The sequence below is a fragment of the Sporosarcina ureae genome, assembly GCF_002101375.1.
GTDB lineage: Bacteria > Bacillota > Bacilli > Bacillales_A > Planococcaceae > Sporosarcina > Sporosarcina ureae_B.
Genome location: NZ_CP015207.1, coordinates 2,765,735 through 2,789,844, shown reverse-complemented (window position 1 = coordinate 2,789,844; position 24,110 = coordinate 2,765,735). Strand labels below are relative to the sequence as shown.

General features: G+C 39.9%; 21 protein-coding genes. 8 read left to right on the top strand and 13 right to left on the bottom strand.

What is annotated here, in order from left to right:
• The first annotated feature begins 54 nt into the window (after nucleotides 1-54).
• Nucleotides 55-1,377, top strand: a complete 1,323-nt coding sequence (locus SporoP8_RS13605) for a GntP family permease (RefSeq protein ID WP_232319265.1) — start codon at nucleotides 55-57, stop codon at nucleotides 1,375-1,377.
• A gap of 21 nt (nucleotides 1,378-1,398) precedes the next feature.
• The gene (locus SporoP8_RS13600) at nucleotides 1,399-2,166 is read left to right on the top strand and encodes a 3-hydroxybutyrate dehydrogenase (RefSeq protein ID WP_085133006.1); all 768 of its coding nucleotides are present in this window, start codon (nucleotides 1,399-1,401) and stop codon (nucleotides 2,164-2,166) included.
• Nucleotides 2,167-2,273: 107 nt separating this feature from the next.
• Here the strand turns inward: SporoP8_RS13600 and SporoP8_RS13595 are convergent, their stop codons facing one another.
• Genes SporoP8_RS13595 through SporoP8_RS13585 form a run of 3 tightly spaced genes read right to left on the bottom strand, consistent with a single transcriptional unit; the run spans nucleotide 2,274 to nucleotide 5,084 of the window.
• Nucleotides 2,274-3,065 (bottom strand): putative hydro-lyase, encoded by a 792-nt coding sequence (locus SporoP8_RS13595; protein ID WP_085133005.1) that lies wholly within the window; start codon nucleotides 3,063-3,065, stop codon nucleotides 2,274-2,276.
• Nucleotides 3,066-3,084: 19 nt separating this feature from the next.
• Nucleotides 3,085-4,311, bottom strand: a complete 1,227-nt coding sequence (locus SporoP8_RS13590) for an NRAMP family divalent metal transporter (RefSeq protein WP_085133004.1) — start codon at nucleotides 4,309-4,311, stop codon at nucleotides 3,085-3,087.
• Complete coding sequence (locus SporoP8_RS13585) at nucleotides 4,308-5,084, bottom strand: LamB/YcsF family protein (RefSeq protein WP_085133003.1); 777 nt, start codon at nucleotides 5,082-5,084, stop codon at nucleotides 4,308-4,310. Before SporoP8_RS13585 ends, SporoP8_RS13590 begins: the two co-directional genes overlap by 4 nt.
• 278 nt (nucleotides 5,085-5,362) lie before the next feature.
• On the opposite strand from SporoP8_RS13585, the gene pxpB reads away from it, so the two are divergent.
• A complete protein-coding gene (gene pxpB / locus SporoP8_RS13580) occupies nucleotides 5,363-6,103 on the top strand; it encodes a 5-oxoprolinase subunit PxpB (RefSeq protein ID WP_085133002.1) in 741 nt (246 codons plus the stop codon).
• Nucleotides 6,094-7,080: a 5-oxoprolinase subunit C family protein gene (locus SporoP8_RS13575; RefSeq protein ID WP_085133001.1), complete on the top strand. Its 987-nt coding sequence runs from the start codon at nucleotides 6,094-6,096 to the stop codon at nucleotides 7,078-7,080. The genes pxpB and SporoP8_RS13575 overlap by 10 nt, the downstream gene beginning before the upstream one ends.
• 53 nt (nucleotides 7,081-7,133) lie before the next feature.
• On the opposite strand, the gene SporoP8_RS13570 is transcribed toward SporoP8_RS13575, so the two are convergent.
• A complete protein-coding gene (locus SporoP8_RS13570; RefSeq protein ID WP_085133000.1) occupies nucleotides 7,134-7,889 on the bottom strand; it encodes an IclR family transcriptional regulator in 756 nt (251 codons plus the stop codon).
• A 134-nt stretch (nucleotides 7,890-8,023) separates the two neighbouring features.
• Nucleotides 8,024-9,505, bottom strand: coding sequence for a phytoene desaturase family protein (locus SporoP8_RS13565; RefSeq protein ID WP_158232358.1), 1,482 nt, complete (start codon nucleotides 9,503-9,505; stop codon nucleotides 8,024-8,026).
• Nucleotides 9,506-9,754: 249 nt separating this feature from the next.
• Here SporoP8_RS13565 and SporoP8_RS13560 point away from each other — a divergent pair, with 249 nt between their 5' ends.
• The gene (locus SporoP8_RS13560) at nucleotides 9,755-10,453 is read left to right on the top strand and encodes a YjjG family noncanonical pyrimidine nucleotidase (RefSeq protein ID WP_085132998.1); all 699 of its coding nucleotides are present in this window, start codon (nucleotides 9,755-9,757) and stop codon (nucleotides 10,451-10,453) included.
• A gap of 67 nt (nucleotides 10,454-10,520) precedes the next feature.
• On the opposite strand, the gene SporoP8_RS13555 is transcribed toward SporoP8_RS13560, so the two are convergent.
• Together SporoP8_RS13555 and SporoP8_RS13550 are read right to left on the bottom strand one after the other, a co-directional pair.
• A complete protein-coding gene (locus tag SporoP8_RS13555; RefSeq protein ID WP_085132997.1) occupies nucleotides 10,521-11,228 on the bottom strand; it encodes a gamma-glutamyl-gamma-aminobutyrate hydrolase family protein in 708 nt (235 codons plus the stop codon).
• 204 nt (nucleotides 11,229-11,432) lie between these two features.
• A complete protein-coding gene (locus SporoP8_RS13550) occupies nucleotides 11,433-12,248 on the bottom strand; it encodes a choline kinase family protein (RefSeq protein WP_085132996.1) in 816 nt (271 codons plus the stop codon).
• Between the two features lie 1,104 nt (nucleotides 12,249-13,352).
• Here SporoP8_RS13550 and SporoP8_RS13545 point away from each other — a divergent pair.
• Nucleotides 13,353-13,595, top strand: a complete 243-nt coding sequence (locus SporoP8_RS13545; protein WP_143560965.1) for a hypothetical protein — start codon at nucleotides 13,353-13,355, stop codon at nucleotides 13,593-13,595.
• A gap of 1,035 nt (nucleotides 13,596-14,630) precedes the next feature.
• Here the strand turns inward: SporoP8_RS13545 and SporoP8_RS13540 are convergent.
• The gene (locus tag SporoP8_RS13540; protein WP_158232357.1) at nucleotides 14,631-16,616 is read right to left on the bottom strand and encodes an FRG domain-containing protein; all 1,986 of its coding nucleotides are present in this window, start codon (nucleotides 16,614-16,616) and stop codon (nucleotides 14,631-14,633) included.
• A 446-nt stretch (nucleotides 16,617-17,062) separates the two neighbouring features.
• Entirely contained in the window at nucleotides 17,063-17,266 is a 204-nt protein-coding gene (locus SporoP8_RS13535) for a hypothetical protein (RefSeq protein ID WP_085132993.1), read from the bottom strand.
• Nucleotides 17,267-17,743: 477 nt separating this feature from the next.
• Between SporoP8_RS13535 and SporoP8_RS16590 the strand changes: the two genes are divergently transcribed.
• Nucleotides 17,744-17,914, top strand: a complete 171-nt coding sequence (locus tag SporoP8_RS16590) for a hypothetical protein (RefSeq protein ID WP_157111266.1) — start codon at nucleotides 17,744-17,746, stop codon at nucleotides 17,912-17,914.
• A 149-nt stretch (nucleotides 17,915-18,063) separates the two neighbouring features.
• On the opposite strand, the gene SporoP8_RS13530 is transcribed toward SporoP8_RS16590, so the two are convergent.
• The 4 genes from SporoP8_RS13530 to SporoP8_RS13515 form a co-directional block, all read right to left on the bottom strand.
• Entirely contained in the window at nucleotides 18,064-18,738 is a 675-nt protein-coding gene (locus SporoP8_RS13530) for a hypothetical protein (protein WP_085132992.1), read from the bottom strand.
• A 294-nt stretch (nucleotides 18,739-19,032) separates the two neighbouring features.
• Nucleotides 19,033-20,364 carry a YopA family protein gene (locus tag SporoP8_RS13525; protein ID WP_085132991.1) on the bottom strand — a complete coding sequence of 444 codons (1,332 nt, stop codon included), beginning with the start codon at nucleotides 20,362-20,364 and terminating at the stop codon, nucleotides 19,033-19,035.
• A gap of 678 nt (nucleotides 20,365-21,042) precedes the next feature.
• Complete coding sequence (locus tag SporoP8_RS13520; protein ID WP_085132990.1) at nucleotides 21,043-21,627, bottom strand: hypothetical protein; 585 nt, start codon at nucleotides 21,625-21,627, stop codon at nucleotides 21,043-21,045.
• Between the two features lie 208 nt (nucleotides 21,628-21,835).
• Nucleotides 21,836-22,072, bottom strand: a complete 237-nt coding sequence (locus SporoP8_RS13515; RefSeq protein WP_085132989.1) for a hypothetical protein — start codon at nucleotides 22,070-22,072, stop codon at nucleotides 21,836-21,838.
• 102 nt (nucleotides 22,073-22,174) lie between these two features.
• Here SporoP8_RS13515 and SporoP8_RS13510 point away from each other — a divergent pair, with 102 nt between their 5' ends.
• On the top strand, nucleotides 22,175-24,088 hold the full coding sequence (locus tag SporoP8_RS13510; RefSeq protein WP_085132988.1) for a hypothetical protein: 1,914 nt from the start codon (nucleotides 22,175-22,177) through the stop codon (nucleotides 24,086-24,088).
• The last annotated feature ends 22 nt before the right edge of the window (nucleotides 24,089-24,110 follow it).

Sequence of the window (24,110 nt, the reverse complement as noted above, 5' to 3'; positions counted from 1 at the left end):
TCACTTGTAACAATTCAGACAAACTATTTTAAAAACGGAGGGATACGGATGGGTATATTAGGGATGATTGGACTGATCGGCGGTTTAGCTTTACTGATTATTTTAACGATGAGAGGCATGAACATATTAATCGCTGGACCGGTTTCGGCTTTATTTGTCGCATTAATGAGTGGCATGGCATTATTCCCTCAACTAGCTGGCGAAGGAGAAGAAAACTTCGTCACTAGCTATATGACAGGATTTACAAGTTTCATCATGTCGTGGTATTTAATGTTCCTACTCGGAGCTATTTTCGGTAAAGTAATGGAAGACAGCGGAGCGGCAGATGCGGTTGCGAAATGGTTCGTAGAAAAGCTCGGCATGAAGTTCGCGGTACTCGCCATTGTGATGGCTTGTGCGATTCTAACATATGGCGGCGTGAGTTTGTTCGTCGTTGCGTTCTCTGTGTATCCGATGGCTATCTCGCTTTTCAAGCAAGCGAATCTACCGCGACGTTTCATACCTGCTACATTAGGGCTCGGCTCCGTGACGTTTACGATGACGTCCGCGGGATCACCTGAAATCCAAAACTGGATCCCTATTGAATTTCTTGGAACGAATGCGTACGCCGGCTGGGAAGTCAGTCTCGTCGTCGCATTGTTCATGGCTTTCTTTGGCTACTGGTGGCTTAAGCGCATCATCACAAAGGCTGTCAAGAAAGGCGAACGTTTTGTTGACAGAGCATCAGATCCTACATTCGATACGACGCGCGCATTGCCGAACCCTTTCCTATCCATGATTCCATTGGCAATTGTCTTGATCATTTCTTATGTATTCCATGACAAACTAGCACAATCTGCATTAATTCTAGCTTTACTCGGCGGCATCATCTCCACCTATTTCGTCGGCAGAAAATACTCACAAAACTACGGTGCAGCGGTTTCAGCTGGTACACTCGGCGCAATGGTCGCAATTGGGAACACAGCCGCTGTCGTTGGATTCGGTGGCGTAGCAAAAGCAGTCCCCGCATTCCAAGATGCCGTCGCCGTGATGACAAATATCCCTGGCTCTCCGTTAATCGGTGCAGCAATCGCCGTATCGGTTATCGCCGGTATGACTGGATCCGCTTCTGGTGGGCAAGCTATTGCTCTACCGCTATTCGCACCCCATTACATGGATATGGGGGTCAATCCGGAAGCACTTCACCGCGTCGTGGCGATTTCATCTGGTGCGCTCGATTCATTGCCGCATAATGGCTATGTTGTCACGACGATTCAGTCTATCGCTGGTGAAACGCATCGTGCTGCGTACGGTGCAATGGCGGCGGTTACAGTGATTGTGCCGACCATCGGTGTCATCATCGCAATCGTTTTATTCTCACTAGGATTCGGTATTTAATAGGTCAAGGAGGAAATCCATATGGTAAAAGATAAAGTATTGCTCATCACAGGGGCCGCTCAAGGAATTGGATTCGAAATATCGAAAGCATTCGCAGAAGCTGGCGCCATTGTCGTGTTGACCGATTTGAATGAAGATAAAGTTAAAGAAGCGGCTGTCACGTTAGGTGGCGGCGCAATCGGCTTGAAATGTGACGTAACGAAAGAACAAGATATTCAGCATGCAATCGATGAAGCCATAGCGCACTTCGGCAGAATCGACATTTTGATTAACAACGCAGGTTTGCAGCACGTCGCAAAGCTCGAAGACTTCCCTACTGCACGATTCGAACTGCTCGTGCAGGTGATGCTCACTGCGCCATTCATTGCGACAAAGCTAGTATTGCCGCATATGAAGAAACAGAAATTCGGTCGAATCTTGAACATGGCGTCTATTAACGGACTCGTAGGATTCGCAGGCAAAGCAGCTTACAACTCTTCCAAACACGGCGTCATCGGGTTGACGAAAGTAGCCGCTCTTGAAACGGCGGCTGACGGCATTACTGTCAATGCGATTTGCCCTGGCTACGTCGATACGCCTCTCGTGCGCAATCAATTTGAAGACTTAGCAGAAGTTCGTGGTGTCCCTCTCGAATCGGTACTGGAAGAAATTATTTATCCTCTAGTTCCACAGAAACGTTTACTGGATGTGAAAGAAATAGCAGATCTCGCGTTATATCTTTCCAGTGATAGCGCGAAAGGGATTACCGGTCAAGCCGTTGTGCTCGACGGTGGATATACCGTGCAATAAAGTTTCATTCATTTCTAGAAAGTAGGCGTAGCAATTGAACTACGCTTTTCCATAAGCAATCAAAAAAGTTCTCAACTCGACTTGACGTCGGTTGAGAACTTTTTTACTTACAACACACTGAGCTCTGAATCCTTCCTATCGCTAATGAACATACAACCTGGTGAATGCGTGATCATAATGGCCGGCTTACTTTGCATGGCTACAGCTTGCGGAGTAACGCCGCACGCCCAGAACACAGGGATCTCTCCTTCATTGATCGTCACCGCGTCACCAAAGTCAGGTGCAGAAATGTCGTCTATCCCAATCAAACTAGGATCACCGAGATGAATCGGTGCCCCGTGAACATCCGGGAAACGCGTCGTAATTTGAATCGCGCGAATCGCATCTTGCGCATTCATGGGTCGCATGCTGACTACAGTCGGCCCTTCAAAAATACCCGACTTTGTGCAGGCAATAGACGTTTTATACATCGGGACATTGCGATTTTCTTCAATATGCCGAATAGGAATTCCATCCGCAAGTAACGGTGCTTCAAATGTAAAACTACATCCGATTAAAAAGCCGACCATATCGTCTTCCCAGTACTTCGTGATATCATTCACTTCTTCAGTCAACACACCGTCTCTATAAATGCGATAACTCGGTAGTTCACTGCGAATGTCTGCATCTTCCGCGATCTTAGTAGGACGATACGAACCTGGTTCTGTGACATCGAGCAATGGACAAGACTTCGGATTACGCTGGCAAAACAGCAAGAAATCCAGCGCATGCTCTTGTTTTAATATGACCAAATTCGCTTGCGTAAAGCCTGTAGCCATTCCGGACGTCTGTCCCGTAATGGTTTGCTGTCGAATCAACTTCCGAACTTCTTGTGCTTTCATGGAACGATACGCTTCCATCAATAAAACCTCCTATTCATCAGTCAAAGAGTAATGGAATCTGTTCAATCAATGTCATAACACCCAACACACCCATTACGACGACGACGACTGCGCCGCCAATCGTCAACCAAAGTGGATGCTTATATTCACCCACAATATCTTTCTTATACGCCGCAATGAGCAACGTACCGAGTGCTAGTGGCAGAATCAATGCATTCACTGCCCCTACCAATAACAGAATTGTGACCGGCTTGCCAACAAATGCGAACGTCGAAGTCGATATCACAATGAATAAAATAATGATCCAGTTATGATGCTTTTCAATGAGTGGGTGGAACGAGCGGATGAACGAAACCGACGTATACGCTGCACCGACGACAGACGTGATAGCTGCTACCCACATGATGACTCCGAACAATCTCAACCCAAGTTCGCCTGCTCCAAGCTGGAACACCGATGCAGGTGGATTGTCTGGATCGATCTGCAATCCTTGTGCAACGATTCCGAGCACCGCTAAAAATAATGCCACGCGAATGATACCAGTGACTGCAATACCCGTGACAGAACTTTTTGTAACTAACGGGACAGAATCAATTCCTTTAATCCCCGCATCTAGCAAACGGTGTCCTCCTGCAAACGTAATGTACCCGCCGACTGTTCCGCCAACCAATGTGACGATTGCGAAGAAACTAATTTCAGACGGATTAAACGTTCGAATGATCGCTTCCCCGACTGGCGGCGATGTCTTGAACGCGACGAATACGACCAAAATAATCATGATCACACCCGCAACCGCCACGACTTTGTCCATTACTTTACCTGCTTCTTTTACTACGAAGATCAATATCGCAAAAATCGCACTGATGATCGCGCCCATAATGGGATCGATGCCAACCATCGCGTTAAGCCCTAAACCTGCCCCCGCTACGTTTCCGATATTAAACGCAAGGCCCCCTGCGACAATGAGGAAAGCCAGAACGAAACCTAAACCGGGTAGCACTTTATTGGCAATTTCTTGTCCACGTAAACCGGACACCGCGATAACTCTCCAAATATTCATTTGGGCAAAGACATCCAAAATTAATGAAATTAAAATAACGAAACCGAAACTTGCTGCAAGTTGTTCCGTAAATACAGTAGTCTGTGTTAAAAAGCCTGGTCCGACAGATGACGTGGCCATTAGGAACGCGGCGCCAAGTAAGACGCCACGAGTTACTTTTTTCTGCTCCTGCTCATGAGTAAGTCCTAACTTCTCATTTTTCATACAGCATCCTCCCTGCCGGAAATAGCGCTAATCGTAATTTCTTCACCACGTAGGCGATCTGTAATGTATTTCGCGAACTCGACTGCGTACTCTCCATCTCCATGAATGCAAATCGTATCTGCACGTAGCGCGACATCGGTCTGTTGCTGCGAACGTACTTTTCCTTCTTTCACCATCGTAATCACTTGTGCTGCAGACTTCTCTTGATCGGTAATCATCGCATCGTCTTGCGAACGCGAAGTGAGCATGCCGTTTGATTGATACGTACGATCGGCAAATACTTCATGCGCCGTCACAAGTCCAATCGCTTCCCCAGCTTTTGACAATTCACTATCCGCAAGAGCGAACAATACAAAGTCTGGCGATACATCATAGACGGCCTGTGCAATCGCTTCGGCAATGCCTTGATCTCTTGACGCCATTTGATACAGCGCACCATGCGGCTTAACATGCTGCATCGGTTCTTGATGTACAGCTAAAAACGCTTGTAGTGCACCAATTTGATAGACGACCATGTCATACGCTTCTTGAGCGGTAATATTCATATCTCGTCGACCGAATCCAACTAAATCCGGTAATCCTGGATGCGCACCGATTCGGACGCCATTGTCGATCGCAAGCTGTACCGTCTCCCGCATCACGGAAGGATCTCCTGCGTGGAATCCGCACGCTATATTGGCAGACGTAACATATTTTAAAATTTCTTTTTGTTCGCCTAATGTATAACGACCAAAACTTTCTCCCAAATCACTATTCAAATCTACTTTTGCCATGTATATGACCTCCTATGTTTTTCACAATGAACGAACCCGCCAACAGGAAGTAAGCGTTTGCATTCAACTTAGTTCCGATATTCGAAACCGAGGTTTTGAACTTGAAACTTAGTCTATCACAAAAATCTTTTGTTGAATAGACCATTATCTAAATATGGTGAGTATTTTCATTAACCGAATAATAAGCTTGTATTTTCTCTCTAGAAATCTATAATAGAACTACGATTCGTTTTTCAGAATAACGGTTTCGAATTTCGGAATTTGAAGGAGATGTTACGATGAGTGATCAGAAATCTCTCGATATCAAAGCACTTGGCGATTCTGCCATTTTGATAAAATTAGGCGAAGGCATCCATCCTTCCGTCCATCAACAAGTGAAAAACCTGTCTTTCCTTTTGGATGAATTCCCATTCGACGGATTCATCGAGTCGGTTCCCGCTTATAATAGCTTGGCGGTATACTACTCTCCGTATCTCGTCCATCAATCAACGCATGGCTTTCAAACAGATGGCACGCCTTTGGAAAAAGTCATTCATTATATCAATACGCTAGCTGACCAAATATCCGACCTTCCGGTTACTGAAGGAAGAGTAGTCGATATTCCGGTTCTATACGGCGGAACATTCGGTCCCGATCTACACATCGTGGCGGAAACGCATAATCTGTCTATTGACGAAGTCATTGAAATTCATACGACACCTGAATATCTCGTGTACATGATCGGCTTCGCACCAGGATTTCCGTTTCTCGGTGGCCTCGATGAACGAATTGCGACACCGCGAAAATTAACGCCACGGACATCGATTCCTCCTGGCTCGGTCGGAATTGCCGGCAAACAAACCGGTGTCTATCCACTTGAAACACCGGGTGGTTGGCAAATTATCGGACGTACACCAACGGATCTATTCGTACCGGAATTATCTCCCCCGTCTTTATTGCAATCGGGAGACAAAATTACTTTTTATCCGATAACACAACAACAGTATGACGAGCAAAAGAAGGTGAAGTCATGTCAATAAACGTATTGAATGCCGGGCTTTTGACGACCATACAAGATATCGGGCGGACCGGTTCGCAAAAATTCGGTGTTCTTGTAAGCGGTGCCATGGATAGTTATTCCATGCGCATTGCGAACCTCCTAGTCGGCAACGATGAACGTGAAGGTGTTTTCGAAATCACATTATTTGGCACGATGCTACAGTTTGAGGAAGATACATTGATCGCCATTACAGGCGGAGATCTTCAAACAACAATTGACGGAATACCGGTTGCGAATTGGCGGCCTGTTATTATTAAAAAAGGTTCCATTCTCAAGTTCGGCTTTGCGATTGAAGGTTGTCGCGCGTATTTGGCAATTGCCGGTGGAATCGATATACCAGTTGTGATGGGAAGTAAAAGTACGTATTTGGTGGCGGGAATTGGTGGATTCAAAGGAAGAGCACTGCAGCAAAACGATCACTTGTCGTTCGGTCAGTTGACGAAATCAAACGACAAAGTCTTTACACGGATCGAACAACAAGGCACGCCAGACTGGGCTGTACCGCATCATCCGTTTATCAGCCTGGCTTCCACACAAACGATTCGAATCATGGAAGGCACTGAATATCAGCACTTTGATGGAGCCAGTAAACAACGACTAGTTAGCGAGCCGTATGTCGTCACGCCGCAATCTAACCGAATGGGCTTACGACTTGAAGGACAAGCACTTTCGTTAACGGAAAAATTGGAACTGCTATCGGAAGGCGTGACGTTCGGAACGATTCAAATCCCGCCTAACGGTAAGCCGATTATTTTAATGGCGGACAGACAAACGGCTGGCGGCTATCCGAAAATCGGCCAAGTCATCACCGCCGACTTAGGCAGCCTGTCGCAAGTGAAACCTAACGCGAAACTAACTTTTAAGCTCATCACCCATGCAGAAGCAGAGCGCGAACTCATCGCAAAAGAAGAGCGGATCAACCAAATCAAAATTGGTATTCAGCAGAAACTTCAATAGTAAATAAAAAACCTTGCATTTCAGTATAACTCTACTGAAATGCAAGGCTTCATTCATCCTGTATATCCAAGCTGCCTGGAGATTTCCAAGGCGGCTTTTTTTACTTTTGGAACGAGTATTTTCACATGCTCTTCTTGATAATTCGCTTCAATACCCGCGATACTAATGCCCGCGATTACATCTCCATTAAAATCAAAGATGGGCGCCGCCACAGCAGATGTGAAATTCTCAAGCTCTGAATTACTGAGCGTATAGCCGTTCTGCCGCGTCTCTTGAATAGATGCGAGCAACGACTCTCGATCGGTGAACGTACCAGTACCGAACTGCTGTAATTCGGTCTTATCCAAATACTCGGCGATATAGCTATCCGAAAGATAGGACAAAATAATCCGAGAACAAGCCCCTGCATACAACGGACTGCTTCTACCAATCGCCGTGTACAAACGAACTTTCTGGAATGTATCGATCTTCTCCACATAAATCGCGTGATCTCCTTGACGGACAATCAAATTAATCGCTTCTTTCACATCTTGATGAAGCTCTTCCATAATCGGATACGCAATCTTTCGGATGTCCAGCCGTTTCGAAAGCAAACTACCATATTTCAACAGCAACAAACCGAGACGATACTGTGAATCCGCGCCTTTCTCGAGAAACTTCATTTCTTCAAGTGACGACAGCATGCGATAGACGGAGGATTTCGGGATTCCCGATAGGTCAATGATTTCTTGGAAAGTCAGTGCTGGATGATCGACGAATAGGTTAAGTATGTCCAAGGAGCGGACGACTGTTTTATTGTTTGTGCTCATGTTGGCTCCTTTCTGATAGATAGTCTAGACCCATTTCTATATTTTGAATGAAAACTCGTATGGTTGATTATAGCATTGAAGTAGATGGAAGCACATCCCATTTTGTCATCATGAAGTACATGATTGCTTTCCTATCATGCTAACGGCCACGTCTTCATAACCGCTCGCGCCACATGACTACCACTCAATGCAGAAGATAGCGTCCCAGGACCAGGAAACGACTGCTCGCCTGCAATGTATAATTGCGGCAAAGAAGAACGCACACTTTTCGGCTTCCAAATCGCATTCCTGACAGTCAAAGGAAAACCACCTACTTCTGACTTACCGATATACTTTTGATAGGTCTTCGGTGAACCCGCTTCCGAATACAGTACATACTCTTCAACGGGAAGAACTTTTTGAATTTCAGCAAACATGGCTTGCGCTATGATTTCCTTCTTTTCTTCATACGCTTCTTTTGATAACTCTTCCCACAGCTCGGCATCTGTATGAATCGAACAAGTCATCATCATCTCGTCTTCGATGCGTTCATTCCGGCGATCATAAGCAGGCTGAAACGTCACATAGACCGGGCCGTGACCATCTGAATGAAGTACCGTCCGTTCTTTGTCCGGTACGATCTGCATCGCAAAAGGTAACGGTCTGCCATCCAATTCTTGATGCCAGAATGCGTCTGAAAGAAGCGCATCAATTCGGAAAGCGCCCCACGCAAACTCCTTGGATTCGGAATGACTCGTACGCGGTCCGAACGAAACACCTGCATTGTTGACCACCACGTCATAGTGTTTCGTCTTCTTCCTACTAGTCACAAGCCACTTTTTCTCTTGATATAGCAATTCCGTTACAGGAGACGCAGTAATTACTTCCCCGCCTAGTGCCACAATTCGCTCTGCCAAAAGTTCACTCAACTGACTCATTCCTTTTTCCACATAGAAGCTGCCTCGTCTGTAAATAGTGAGCGCAAGGCTCGACGGCAATAAAGCCGCTTCCGTACAATCCGTTTGTGCCGCGTCAAGCAACTGCGCATCGATGAATTGTCGCAACGGTTCATACGTATCGAGTTTATACGCGCGAAGCAAATCCTCCACTGTCCGCGTAGCATAGCGAGCTAGACGCAACATACTTCTAGGGTGTGTAACCGCATGGCTCGGTAACTTACCCAAGTCATATAGGTGCGCTATTGGCAACGACACGCCAGTAGCTGTCACGCCATATACCGCTTCACTGATTTGCTGTAATGTACGCCAAAAGGCGATAACGTCTTGTCGTCTTTCAGGAAAAACACGCGAAAGCTCATTTTCCCAAGCCATTTTATCTCGATACAATGAAATCTGTCGGTCTTCCATCACCACATCCATCGGGTGATCGAGCAAAACAAACGGGACTTTCAAATCGAGTTTAGTAAACAGCGTGTCTAATAATCCGTGCTCTTCCAATCCAAAAGCAATCGTCGCACCGGCAGGAAATATACGTTTATTTCGTACATAGGAACCTGCTGACCCACCGACTCTCGTAGCTTTTTCAAGAACCGTCACTTGATATCCTTCTTTGACTAACAAAGCGCCGGCCATTAACCCGCCCATACCCGCACCGATAATGCATACAGTTTTACTCATGAAGATCACCTTCTTTCTGTATAGTGAAAGTTTCACTAAAAGACGTTGCACTAGTATTCCTGATGAATGGATGTCACAAAAATACCGCTTAATTATCTTGTAATTCTTACCGATCATCATATCACACGCCTCACGAACCTATGTATCATCTACTTCCATCTACATTCTATCGTGACGAGTAGACAATTCCCCAGCAGTCTATTTCCCATGTTATACTAGTACATATTGTAAAAAAAGGAGTTCTTTTATATGCCATACGATGTACTATTATTCGATTTAGACGATACATTATTCGATTTTGAAGAAACTGAAAAACACGCACTCGGCAATACATTCCACACGTTCGGACTACCAAACGGTTTAGAAGCGTACCGTGACACATACCGCGCGATCAGCTCCGTCATCTGGGACGATCTCGAGCAAGGACGCATCACACTGGAAGAATTAAAAGTAGAACGTTTCCGTCGGTTATTCACACAGCACGAACTGCAAGTAGATGCTTCACATTTTGGAGAGCTATACATCGAAAATCTAGGCCACGAATCACATATGATCGACGGCGTGGAAGAGATGATTACACAGCTAGCTGATTACCGATTGGCGATCTTAACAAACGGTTTCACCATCGCGCAGCACGCTCGCATCGCGGGGTCTCCTTTACGCGATACATTCGAAGCGATCATTGCTTCTGAAGAAACAGGCTACAAAAAGCCACAGCCTGAGATTTTCGAATATACATTTCAGAAACTAGGCATCACAGATCCTTCACGTGTACTGATGATCGGTGATTCGTTAACGTCCGATATACAAGGTGGAATCAACGCGGGTATCGACACATGCTGGTTCAATCCAGACCGTCGTGAAAACCGTACAGCAATTCAGCCGACCTATGAAATTCATTCATGGGCAGAATTCAGCTTAGGACGCAAGAAAGTAACGAATAACTAATGTGAAATTCAAAACGACTACACCCTCCAATACAGTTCGTTGGAGGGTGTAGTTATGTAAAAATTCATTACCTGTTTTCGCTTGCCGCCTCAATAAATTTCTTAAACAACTTCAACGACAACGCATCTTTTTGTTTCACCATCGCTTCAGGGTGCCACTGAACACCTACCATAAAACGATGCGCCGTACTTTCCAGCGCTTCAATCACACCGTCTTTCGCAACCGCTGTCACGACAAGTGGTGCTTTCACTTCCTTCACCGCCTGATGATGCAGCGAATTCACTCGCACTTCAGAAGTACCCGCCCACTCCGCCAACCGACTATCCCCTACAATATCAATGGAATGAAAAGCATAGTCTAAATCTGTCAGCTGATAATGCTGCAACAAATCCTCTGACAGCTGCGCATACATATCCTGATAAATCGTCCCACCAAACGCCACATTCATCAACTGATAGCCTCGACAAATCCCAAACACGGGCTTATCTAGATCCGCCATCGTTTTAAATAGCGCAAGCTCCGACTGATCCCGCTCAGGCAGCACTTTCCCAAGCTGCCGATGTGGTTCTTCGCCATACAAATACGGATCTAGATCTTCCCCACCAATTAGCAATAAACCATCTAACCGATCACAAACGTCTTCAATCGCTTCGAGTCCGACTGGCAAAATAACAGGTACGCCACCTGCTTGTCGAACGGCCTGTATGTATCTAGTCTGAACTAATGTATCACCGTTTTGATCTAGATCTGACGTGACCCCGATTACTGGTTTCATGTATGGCACTCTCCTCTTTAATACTACCAACGTTCCTACGGTGAAAGTAGGCACAATATATTCTATACCCCAATTGATGGGAAGTTAGTCGGGATGATGCATGACTTAATAGGGAAATTTGAAAACCCAGACCCTCCGAATAGAAGATCTGGGATGAATGCAATATCGTTTTATACGTTTTCACAACAACTTTGTACCGAACTTTTAATTCTCATACACCTTATAAAACCGCTCTAACCCTTCGATAAGACGCTCCGTCCGCTTCGCTGTATATTGTTCAAACGAAGGATCTTCCTTTTCTTTAACGAGCGACCATAACGACCAAAGAAAGTCCGACTTCAACTTTTGCAGATCCAGCGACTTTTTCGAAGTAGCCGGCAAACCGTAATAATTGAGTAACACTTGCTCTTGCTGCTCACTTAACTCCCGTTCCAAAACAAACGCCGCTAAATCCCATTCCGGCAAATAATTCGCACTGTACTCCCAGTCGATCAACAGCACTTGCTTCGCATCATTCTGAATAAAATTACCCGTCACCGAATCCATATGACACAGCGCATACTCTTGCCGCTCCCCTTGCATCAACTTCCTCAACCGCTCCTCCAACAACACATACAGGGAAGGAATTTCCGTTAACGCCTGTTTATACTTCTCTACTTCACCCCAATAATCAAAACGATTCCTAAACTCCCTAGTCGACGAATGAAGCGTAGACAACACACCCGCCACTTTCTCCAAATACTCCGGTGTCACAATCAAATCCCGCGTCAAATCAGCCGTCGCATCATAATACGGAGTCATTTTAATCCCGTCATCCGTAAACACCACATTCCCGACCGTCACCCCAATTTCAGCCGCAATCTGCTGATTCGCTTTCTCATTTTGGCGATTAATAATATCTTCAAACTCATGCGCGGGAAAACGTAAAACGTATTTTTGTCCTTTGTGTTCGACCAAGAAGTTCAGATTGGTAAGACCGCCTAGTCTTTTGATGTATGTAAGTTCTTCGATTAGAAACACGTTTTTGCACCTCTGTTTTCTGTACTATAGTATGTATTGTTCTTCCGGTTGACTTCTAAATTCCAAGTATTCATTTATTATTCAAAAAATTAACTCGACAATCAGTTGATGGAAATTAAATACTTTACCGCATATATCTTTTCTTATCACTCCATAGATCAAGCGTTTACTTACGAATGTCAACTCACCTATTAAGATATTATCTTTCAACGCATCATTTAAATCAATAGTAATACTAGATTTCCTATAGATCCATTGAAATGTAGGCGATGTAATGACTGTCTTAATTTCAACTTCACTAATTTCTCTGTCTAAACTGTACTTGAATAAGTTTTCTCTGACCTACTGTTTACAAATTCTTTGACTTGTTCAAGAAACTTCGCTGCTATAGCATTTTCTATATCGTCTTGTAGAGTTCATGACACTCTGTGTGGATTCACTCTGCGTGTCCACTCTCACTTTTCATATAGCGCTTTTTCACGAAAAGGATACACCCATTAACAATTATTTTTGTGAGTGACATGCTTTCGGTTTTTGTCATTCACGTATTGAATAATGAAATGTGCAACGTCGAGATTCTTCTCGACAATGGTTTTATTATTAAGATTCTTTAAGTTCTTTGGTTATTGGCCTGGCGGGTTTAGGCAAGTGCACTTGCTCAATGTCGTCAGGTACACCTGTCGGATTTGGGCAGATTACCTGTGACTACTGGGCAGGGCCTTGTCTCATATTGGGTGGGTTAATTTTTATGTATTTGAGTAGGGATTTTTTATTGATCAAAAAGGTTATTTGATCATGAAATAAATATTTATTAATCACCTACATACCATTTTTTCAAAATCTCCACACCGTATCTATAAATACTTTCATTGTCTTTAAATAAAAATTGTGGTCTATAAGATAATGAGATATCAGTAGCACTTAATCTGTGTGCTTTTGGGTATAAATTCATGACCAACTGAATAAGTATTCTTTGGGAGGTGTTTTATTTAAATGAATATTGAACCAAAAGAGTTATTATTAAAAATGAAAGAGCATGACTTTTTTTAAGACACTACAATTGGCAAAATGGTCAATACGAATTATCAGGAAGATAAGGCTTATGTGTATAAGATATTGGAATTACTTTATGAAAATTTTCACAAAGTTAGATTTGTAGACGATTTAAGTGAAAGTGTAATTGGTAAAGGAAAATGGGCTGTTTTAATTTCTCAAAAGTTTGCAATGGCAGATAAAAGATTTCCTATTCCACAAGTACCTTTTCACTTAAAATATGATGGTAAAGATAACATATTCATAAAGTCTAAGCACTCATATTTTATGCTCATTGGATTTTTTCAAGAGTAAGATGATGAGATATGTGTCTTTTTGAATTTTAAGAATGAAGAGTATAGGGAAATATACAAGGAACTCGTAAAAAATTAGACATTAGTATAAATTTTGATGGCATTTTAGATCCATTTGGTAATTTCTAGATAAGGTGAAAAAGTGAAATTGAAGCGGCTTAATTGTCACTTCTTTTTCAATTGAGTGCGAACTATGCATTACACAACTCATGAACTATTTGGAATAGTATCAGGGCTAAGTATTATTTTGTTCACCTGTACATCATTCAACTCTAGAACGATTCAGAATAGTGCCAGAGTTGTTTGATGCACAGGTAGACAATTGTTAAGCCTTTTGTAAGATCGCCGCAAACCACTCTGGATTGTACCTAACCTTAATTTTTTCTCTAGTTCTATTTTCGCTTCCCTCTCTTTACTTACCAGCATTTTAGAAAAGGAGCATTAGTTCCTTTAAAATCACACTAAAGACTTCACATATAAATGTAACAGAATAGATTTTCAATATGTACATTCCGTTTTTGGTTTGATGTATAGGAAGCAAAGCAATAAAACAAAAAACAATTCACTTTTCATTCTAATGTATCTGTGAGTAAAAATTTCTTGTATAATCATTTTAGCGCACCTAAGCACCAAACTTTCATGATTGTATAAACCTAACGTAAATATTAGAATATTCATGATAGGTTTTCATACAGGTACCCCTCACTAATTTACAACGCATATAAATTCGCGGCTGACCGAATTAACATAAGGCTCCAACTACTTCAATCAGCCTTATTTCTGTATTTTGAAATACAAATCGCAAATTCTGCCCTTGTTTGTATTTTAAAAAAGAGCAATTATGAAATTGACCCATCTATCAAGATATTTAAAAATATAATCTACACAGATTTTCATATTTTGAGTACGTGCATCAACGTCAAATTCATTGAGATTATCTTCTTTCTTTCTACTTTCTTTCTTTCTTTCTTTCTTTCTTTCTTTCTGCGTGCGATATATTCTTCAATGCTTAACATTTGGCCATCTCAATATTCAATCAAATTTCGAATTCCTTAGTATAACTAACCGTTGGTCCCATACCGGTTCTATCAATATAATTACCTTTTAAATTCTCATATTCAATTCCTGATTTTAATAAAAATTCTTTATTTTGCACCGTAGGAATAGCGAGAGAAATATCTACTTTATACTTTCCTTTATTGAACCCAATGTCTTCTTTTCCAAGTCTTCCAAAATCAAATCGTCCATTTTCCACTAACGACTTATTCTGTGCCAATAGTAAATCATTAGAATTTCTCAAAGAAATCATCAGTGAAGCCTTATCAAAGAGATTAGTCGTTCCCCTTATATTCATTGTATTGTCACTGTTCCGGGAAATATCAAGGTTAAAAGTAACATCTAAGCCATCCGGATTTAGTGGTATTGTTTGTTTATATTGGTATTCCCTAATTTTTATTTTTTCAGTATCAATTTCATTGTACTCCTCATCTGAAAGATCAATGGCCTTTTTCCAATATATTGCTTGATCCTTTATTGTATCGAAATGTAACTTAGCATCCCTAAAACAATTTGAAATCTGGTATCTTTTAGCACGAGAATTTAATTCTTCCTTTTTCAGCCACAAGATCACATTATCCAAATGCAAAGCTACTCCTTGAAAATTGTTCAAGTATTTATTAAATTCATCATTTCTTGAATGCCCACAATCACCAAACTTTAGAAAAAGCTTAGTAATCACACTTGCATTATCAAAAGCATATTCTTCTAATTCCTTCATATCTCCGCTTTCAAAGGCGCTTAACATATATTTATAATGGGGTTCAAATTCTTCAAATGCTTTCATGTTTAGAGTAAAAAGAATTTTATCGTCTATAAAGGCATACTCATCATAATAATCAGCCAGTGTACTGTAGGATTTTTCGAAGCGCCATATATAGCCTAATTCATCTGCTTCCCCAATAAGAAGTGGTTTGTAACTAGGATCTAATGATTCTCTAATCCATTGGCCTCTTATCATCCAGTTTTTCATAATATAGTCATCGCCATTCTTTGCAATATAAACCCATACAACATCGTTTTTCCTTCTGTATTGATCAATGATCTGAATTCCAATATTCTTTACCTCTTCTATTCGCAGAACTTTATTTAATACTGCTACAATAGAGCACCTTCTAGCACCTGCATGAGAAACATCTTGCACTTGAAAAATGTTATATGTACCATCCAGATCAAAATCTACTTTTCTATACTTCTCCTTTAGGTAATCGGCAACCGATGGGAACTCTGGATATATAGTAGTTTCGTTAATATTATATTTTTCATCAAGCACTTTCTTAATTGCTTGTTTATGTTCAAAAGGAATCCGTATTACCATTGTTGGTTCAATTGAATCAAGGGGCAGTATAGACTTTCTTATTTCCTTACCAATTGTTTCATTACCGCATATTGCAAAAGAACCTTTTTGGCAATATAATCTTTCATTAGATTTTTGAAGCTCAACAGAGTACTTTATAAATGTTGCTTCTGAAGCAAATTCTAATATTTCATCTTCTGTTATTTTTTCAGAATAGCATTCCAAATATGAACCTTTAATTAAATCTAGATTATATGATTCTAATGTTGCAAGAAGAGACAACAGTTTAATCCTTTTATCATTTAGACTACGCTCCGGTCGAACAAAAACATATACGTTACCATGTGATTCGTCATCAAAATTTTGTACAGCAAAGAAAAGCGCAATTAATGGATCAACTGTTAAATCTACAAGTCTTGTTGGAATTCCATAATGCTGCATTTTCGACAAGCGTTCAATAGGCAGGGGTAAATCAGCAAATTCTATAGATTTCATATTAATTGCTTCTTCGTAGATGAAGTTTTCATTAATTGTATATCCTACATTTCTAGAGACGCTTGATATAATACTTTTATAAACTTCTAATTGGCCTCTATAGAAGACATTATTGTAAATATCATACCTCGACAACTTTTTTAAATAATCATCAACAGTATTGATTTGCTCCATACTATTATTCACCTCTAGCTTTATATATTTTAATTCTCTGCACCATGATATTTTTCCTATTCTTAGCATTATTATAGAATACTTAGTGTTGAGTACCTGTCCACCACCAAACTAACATGATTGTTAACACAATAATCATGTTAGTTTCTCACACAGATACTCTCTACTACGATTTCTCCAAGCGCTCATTCGCCTAATTCAAATTTCGTTGCAAACCAAACGATCGGTTTTTGATGATTACACTATATAGTCCTCCATGCATTTGATATGTTTTATTGCTAATTGTGTATTATATCGGCTACAAATATAGGTATTTTACTGTCTGACGTACTTTCGTGGGGGATAATTACATTGGAAGTATACGGGAGACATATAACGTGTGAGGCATTGGTTATGATAATCGTCAAATTCGATGTTAAAACATGACTTTATTGAGCAAATCAGGTTCAAAGTGTTGTTTGCCTATTCATCATATAACTCATTTCACCAGTATTATTTATTTCCCCTTGATTTTCATATATAATAATTTCGCCTAGTTCTTCAGCTATTTCATCTAACCCCATAGTTATCTCTGTAACAAGTTGAGGTATCTCATGCAATGTATCTTCAACTATCTCTGCCAACTCCCCATTTTTTTGAATTATTTCCACTCTTTCTTTATTTATCTTTTCTTGAGCAAATTGTAATGCTTTTTCTAGGTCTTCTGGTTCGCCAGTGTGATATAGATAAGATGCTTGAGCAACTTAAAATATTTCAGGATTAAACAACGTAATTTCTTGAAGTGTAAGTTCAATAAATTCCACTTTTTGTTTAAGCATTAATAAATATTTTTGCATAGATGCCATATTTACCTAATCTCCAAAATCTTTTACTACCTCTGATATTAATTCTTCTACGCTACCCCAGAACTCAGTGAATTCGTCCCATTCTTTTTTTGATATAGTTCCTTGATAAATATCAAAAACCTTTTCTTCTTTCCCGTAACATGCTTCTATTCATGTAAATTAGTTTTTCACACAGGTACCTTTCACTAAGTTTTATAGATGTGGTACCAATCCCAATTGTTATTTTCTGTAGAATGAGTTTTGATATTAATGTAAGATAGTATTGAAGAAGGAGGTGTAAATATGACAGAAGTCATTATCAATTGCGACACTTGTGAAAGCCAATACTTTGGTGAACACTACGACTCTGAGATCAAGAGTGGTCAATACGGTAAATACAAAGAAGAAACGTATCAATCGCATTGCACTAATTGTGACAAACCAGTTTTCACTACTCGTAACGTTAAGTTATAAAAACAATTAAACCTTTTCCTTTTATTTCCTTAATCTAAACTATTAAAGCGCACCTGTACATCACACAACCCTGGTACTATTTAGAATCATTCCTAAGTTGTGTGATGCACAGGTGCTCAATAGTAAATTTGAAATTCGTTCTGAAAAAATTAACTTTCCATCAATTTATATAACCAGCTCTCCACTAGATCTCTAATTAACTTTTCAGCCTCTTCTAGCTGCATAGGCTTTGATGGTGGATCTTTTTTATCAGACTTGGGGACACCATGTCTTGATGCGTCTCCGCTTGAAGCTGGATGGTTTGCTGTTCTCTTAAAATTTGATCTCTTAGTGCTTGACAACCAACCTTCATTTACAATTTGTTGATCGCGATCTACTATTTCAAACACCTTGTAAAGAGTCGTCCATGTCGCAAAGTCTGGGTTGTTAATTAGACGGAAAACTTTATGCACATTTTCGTTTTTAACAGACAAATCGACCAACCTTTGCACTTTGCAAGCACCCTTTTCATTTAAAGGAACTCTGACTACTAATGATGTAAATATGTCATTAGACGTAAAGTTAACTGTCTCATGATCTCCAACTTGCTGAATAGAGATAACTTCATAATTTATAGTGTTGTTCAGATATGTTGCTAGCGCATTACATACTTCACTCAGCATTCTCATCGCGATTTTTTGAGCTTTCAACATATCAGTCTCCAAAATAGTTACTTCCATTTTTAATTTTTCAGAGTCATAATAAAAACACACGCCATTCAAAGATAGCTTTCCTTCAAAATTAATAATTGGGTCCATATCACAAACAACTTTATACTTTTCCAAATTTACCACTCCTTAAAATCCTAATTTAATGGTAATCCATTCTGAAGTTAAAAAAACCATCTAGTACAACATTACGGTCTTCAATCTTCCTGTTAGACTGACCTGCAAATAGGTTCATTTATTACATGTCAGTCATTTCTCTTTTTCGGAACTGACAGGCAGTGTGTTTGCTTGTTTTATTCTTTGTATAGAACGCTTTTAAATAGATGACCATTTGGTTGATGACAAATTTAAATGTCAAATGAAAGAGTATTGAAATATGGGTAATTTGGTGCTTTCTTTCATTAATATAATTTAACGACCTGGCTCATTACTTTTAGCCCAAGGAACTTTACGAACTCTCTCAGGCTGAAATTCGATATCCAACATCATATTATTATAATCACCTGTATAACCGCTTAGTGCTAAAACAACTAACTCGAAATAACACATTCCCATTCTCCATATATAATTAAACTGTTCGGAGTTTAACTCTTTCTTATTTCTTTCTGGGTGAACTATATCATTTCTAATAGTTGTAAAGAGATGCGGACCATGATCGTAATTATCGCCCATTTCTTGGAACGCTGGAATTCTTTCATAATCGGTCTCTATCTTCAGCTCTGTTAATAACCTTTCAATCTTATTTCCTGCTGACAATAAACCGTTGTATTCCTTTTTGTTTAATAGACTTTTGGTTTCCACAAGATACGCCCATGCTAAAGTTTCCAAACCTGCTTGTATACCAATAATTCTATTTTCAAGATAAGATGGACCAAACCCATCAAAATATTGCGACAATATTCTGGGAAGCTGTTTTTCCCAGTACTTATCTTCCAATAAAATCAATAAACAGCTTAAAACTTCTTCCAAAGATTCTCGAGACTTTTCAGGGTACCAATTAGAAATACTTTTCCAACTTGTTATAGTTGGAATCCTGTAGCAAATCATGCTAAACTCTTCAAAATCAGTATATATATGATTAATATCTACTCGTCGACCAGCGACGAATGAAAATATCCATGCAAGATTTTTTAGTATATTATCTACTTCATTTAAATCGAATGCTTTGCCATTTAACCGCTTTATCTGTCCAATATGAGTTATGCTATATCCGCCCTGCGCTTTAAGCTGACTAAATATAGATTTGTTTTCTGGTGATTTATCTAAAGTGATTAAATAATCTTTATACTTCAACTCTGTTCTTCCTATATATAGCATTTTCTCGTATTGATAAGCTCTATCAAAATTGTTAATGAAATTCAACACGGAAAAATTTAGTTCTTTGAATTTTACGGCAGTAGAAATTGATAATTCATATTGCAAGCTACCTTCTATTGTCGACTCACTTCTACCTTCTTTAAAACCAACATTTATATCTGTCAGATAGAACTCACCTTTAATACCTGTGGGTGTAGTCAATTCCCAACTCACATTTTTCAACAAGTCCAACATTCCGGCTTTTAATATTCTTGCCTTAAAACGTACTTCGGGATTTGGAGTGATCAGATAGTGGATTTCACCTTCCAACTCTACAAGAATTTCACCTGACTTAATTAAAAATTCACCTTCGTAAATTATGGTGTCAGATAACTTTTCTTTGATTAATTCAGGTACTGCAATAGTATCTGTTACTTCATTTGCCATTATTATCTCTCCTTATGTATTACCATTATTTTCAGCGTACCTGTTCACCACACAGTTTTAACGCTATTTAGAATATTACATAAGTCGTGCTATGCACATGTGCTCAACACTAATAGTTGCATATTAGAGTAGGCGTTGTAATTGCAGACCTAATTTCAACGGCATTTCATTTCCTGTCTACAATAGCAATTGAATAAGTATTTTCTACATATTGTTGTAGAGTTCATAACACTATTTGTGAATTCTCTCTGCATGTCTACTCCTACTTTTCATATAGAGCTTTTTCGCGAAAACCATACATCCATTAGCAATTATTATTATGAGTGATATGCTCCCCGGTTTTCTCTTTAACGTACTGAATAATGAAATACCCGAGGTCGAAATTCTTCTCGATAGTGGTTTTATTATTAATATTCTTAAGTTCTTTGGTTATTGGCCTGGCGGGTTTAGGCAGGTGCACTTGCTCAATGTCGTCAGGTACATGAGTAGACTTTAGACAAACCACCTTCAACTAATAAGCAATGCCCCGTCCCATACTAGTTAAGCTAACCCTAAAGTGAATTCACCTGTGCTAAAACATTCATGATTGTTAAACTATCATGTTTACTAAAACATTCTTGATAGCTTTTCACACAGTTACTCACCAATAAAATTGGCTTTTTTAGAATCTACTACCCATTACTTTTCCATATTCGAGTTAAATGTCTTAATTAGTATTTCTACATCTTCATTTGTAGCACATTTTCTCGTAGTGAATAATTCACAAACCTTCACAGTAAATTTATCGGTATGATTCATAATCTCAGCAATCACTAAATCCGCAGCTATCTCGTAAGTACGTTTTTCATAAGGCTTTTTTGCTTCACGATCATAAATTTTTTTTGTTAATTTCTTTTGTTTAATTTGTTGCACATGAACTAATTCATGCAGTAGAATACAACAAATCGTAACCTCAATAACTTTTTCAAAGACTTGAGTATTGTATATTCTAGAAAAGGAAGAATTGATATACCTAGTGATATTTTCTGTATAGAAAACAATTCTTTTGACTTTGTACAAGCTGAAATCTGGAATAGTACTCGCCAACTTATTTTCAATCACATAGCCTTCTTGATCTCTTGGACTTTTTTCTAGTTCAACAACATAACTCATGTCTTCAATATCCAAAACTCTCTTCATCTCCATATTAAATTCTTTTATTTCCTTACTATTTAAAACTCGATTTATTTCCTCAGAACTCGTGCATATAGGATGTAAAGCCATATTTAATTAATCTCCCTTGTATTTTTATACGGTGCGTAAGCACAGAAACTATGTCTATAGATGGTATCTATTATCACCGCTATATAAAGCATTACTACTTAATTCGTCTATGTACACTTTTACCAACAATTTAATTTTTCCAGAATTATAGATGTGTAACTTGGATATACTTTTTTCACCCATTATATTGTTTGATGACTTGCCTACGTTAATACAAATAATCATGCAAATAATTCTGTAACGATCCAACCACCGCCCTATGCTCCTCTATCTGCCCCTCCAACTCCCGCACTTCTTCCCCACTAAGCCGAAACCTCGAAGCATACTCCGCAATTTCTTTCATCTTATACAACCGCTTCTCGATCTCTTCCAATATCCGATCCTGCTGTTTAACCTGCTCCAGTTGTTCTTTCAACCGCTCAATTTCTTCTGAGTTATCCTTCATTTGTTACTCCTCCTTTACACTTACATGCCAGTATAATTAGCTATTAACCTTCCAATATTATATAATAAGAACAAACATTCTTATCTTATAGGAGGGCTCACTATGACGATTGGAACCTTGATGTACTCTACTCATTCACGATCTTACGGCTTTTTACTAGAAGATGGTAATGCTGCGAAGGAACAATACACCGCCAATTGTAAGAACAGTCATCTAAAAATAAATTCGCTATTCTCTTCCAATGAAAAATTAAACAGTCTGCTCTGCGCATTGCTGCTTGGCAGTGGACGTATTACGTCGTCTGCAACTAACCACAAATATTTCCGATTCACTTTCCAAACAAAACACAGTGAATGGGCCCATTCCTGCTATCAACAGTTACAATCCTGTGTACCAGACTTTCTTATTAAGAAGGAACAAACAACGGATGCACGCAGTAAATTCGGCTTTACAGAGCGCGTAGTAATTGAATCTGCACCTTGTGCTACTGCTGAAGCATTATACTGTGAGTGGTATCAAGATGGCTCTAAGGGCATGCCTCTGGAGTTTGTTGAACAATATATGACCGCTCAGACACTCGCGTGGTGGTACCAGGAATGCGGTCACTTGAAAGTGAAAGAAAACGGCACGTTGGAGAAACTGATTCTTTCCACCGAGCAATGGACCGAGGACGAGCTTCAGTTACTTCAATATGTAGTAAATAGTAAATTCAATTTCCTGTTTGCGATAGACGGTCAACGAAGACTTATTCTGTATGACCAACTGCAAATCAAGTATTTTCTAGGTATGGTTGCACCTTGGATCCACCCTGTGTTCTCCTATAAAATCAAGAATGTAGAAGTTCGCAAACCCGTTGCGAAGCGGACTACTATACGGCTTCCCAATCACATATCTATTCCCTCGCCTACAGAAGAAATCAATCAAATGATTCGGCAATACGCTTCCTCTGTTAAAGTAACAACCGAAAACTTTCAAAGATTCAACTACGCGAGACAAGAGAACAATGAATCCAAACGCTACCAAGTGAGTCTTACTGAAGAAAATCGAGATATTCTTTGTTCTGTCCAAGCCTCAACAGGTTTAACTTTAGGTGAGATTGTGCAAGAGTGTTTTCATCAACAGAACTGCTTTTCTCCGCGACCGCTGAATACATTGGATGATCTTTCTACTACACAGCAAAATATCATGCTGGGCTCGATTATCGGAGATGGTATGCTGACTCATAAAAAGTCCAAATACAAAGGTATACGAAGCAGTTATCATGAACACTTTTCAATCAAACAAAAAGAATATCGCGCTTGGAAAGTAATGAAATTGAAACCCTATTTAAGTTTCATTCCAAGAGGGGATCATATTATTTCAAAAACAGGAGACTTATGGAGCAGCCTAGAAGAAGTGATTTACAGTGAGAGCATAGAGGGGAAGAACAGGATTAAACAGCTGCCCCTCAGCATTCTGAACAAATTAGATGATTTGCACAGCTTGGCCACTATCTATATGGATGACGGGTCGCTGTTGCTGACTACCCGTGTAAATCATAATCATAAAAAGATTTACATCACTCCCCATATAGCACTTTATTTACAAAGTTTCACTTACAAAGAATTGCTGCTCTTACAAGGACAAATGAGAAAGTTAACCTCAGTCGAATTCCGCCTGACCAAACTACCAAGCGGTAACGGTTATTATATACGAACTAGCCGGACAGCCGATACATTACAATTCCTTCAAGACTTAGAACACATTGTAGTTACCTGCCCTTCAATGAGTTACAAAACCAACTGGCAGTATCGATTTTACTTAGAGAAACAAAAATGGCGTCAAGAGTATCCGAACTATCAGTTGATTGTCAGCGATAGAAAACGAATGCGCGCCTACACTGAAGATGAAATAAGCAATTTACGACATATGAAGCAATCCGGTAAAACAGATCAACAGATAGCAGATGAACTTGGCCGAAGTTACTGGTCGGTGGTCTATAAAATTAGTGAGCTACGATCGCAAAATTTAATGTAAATTTAAAAAGAGACTCCCTTTA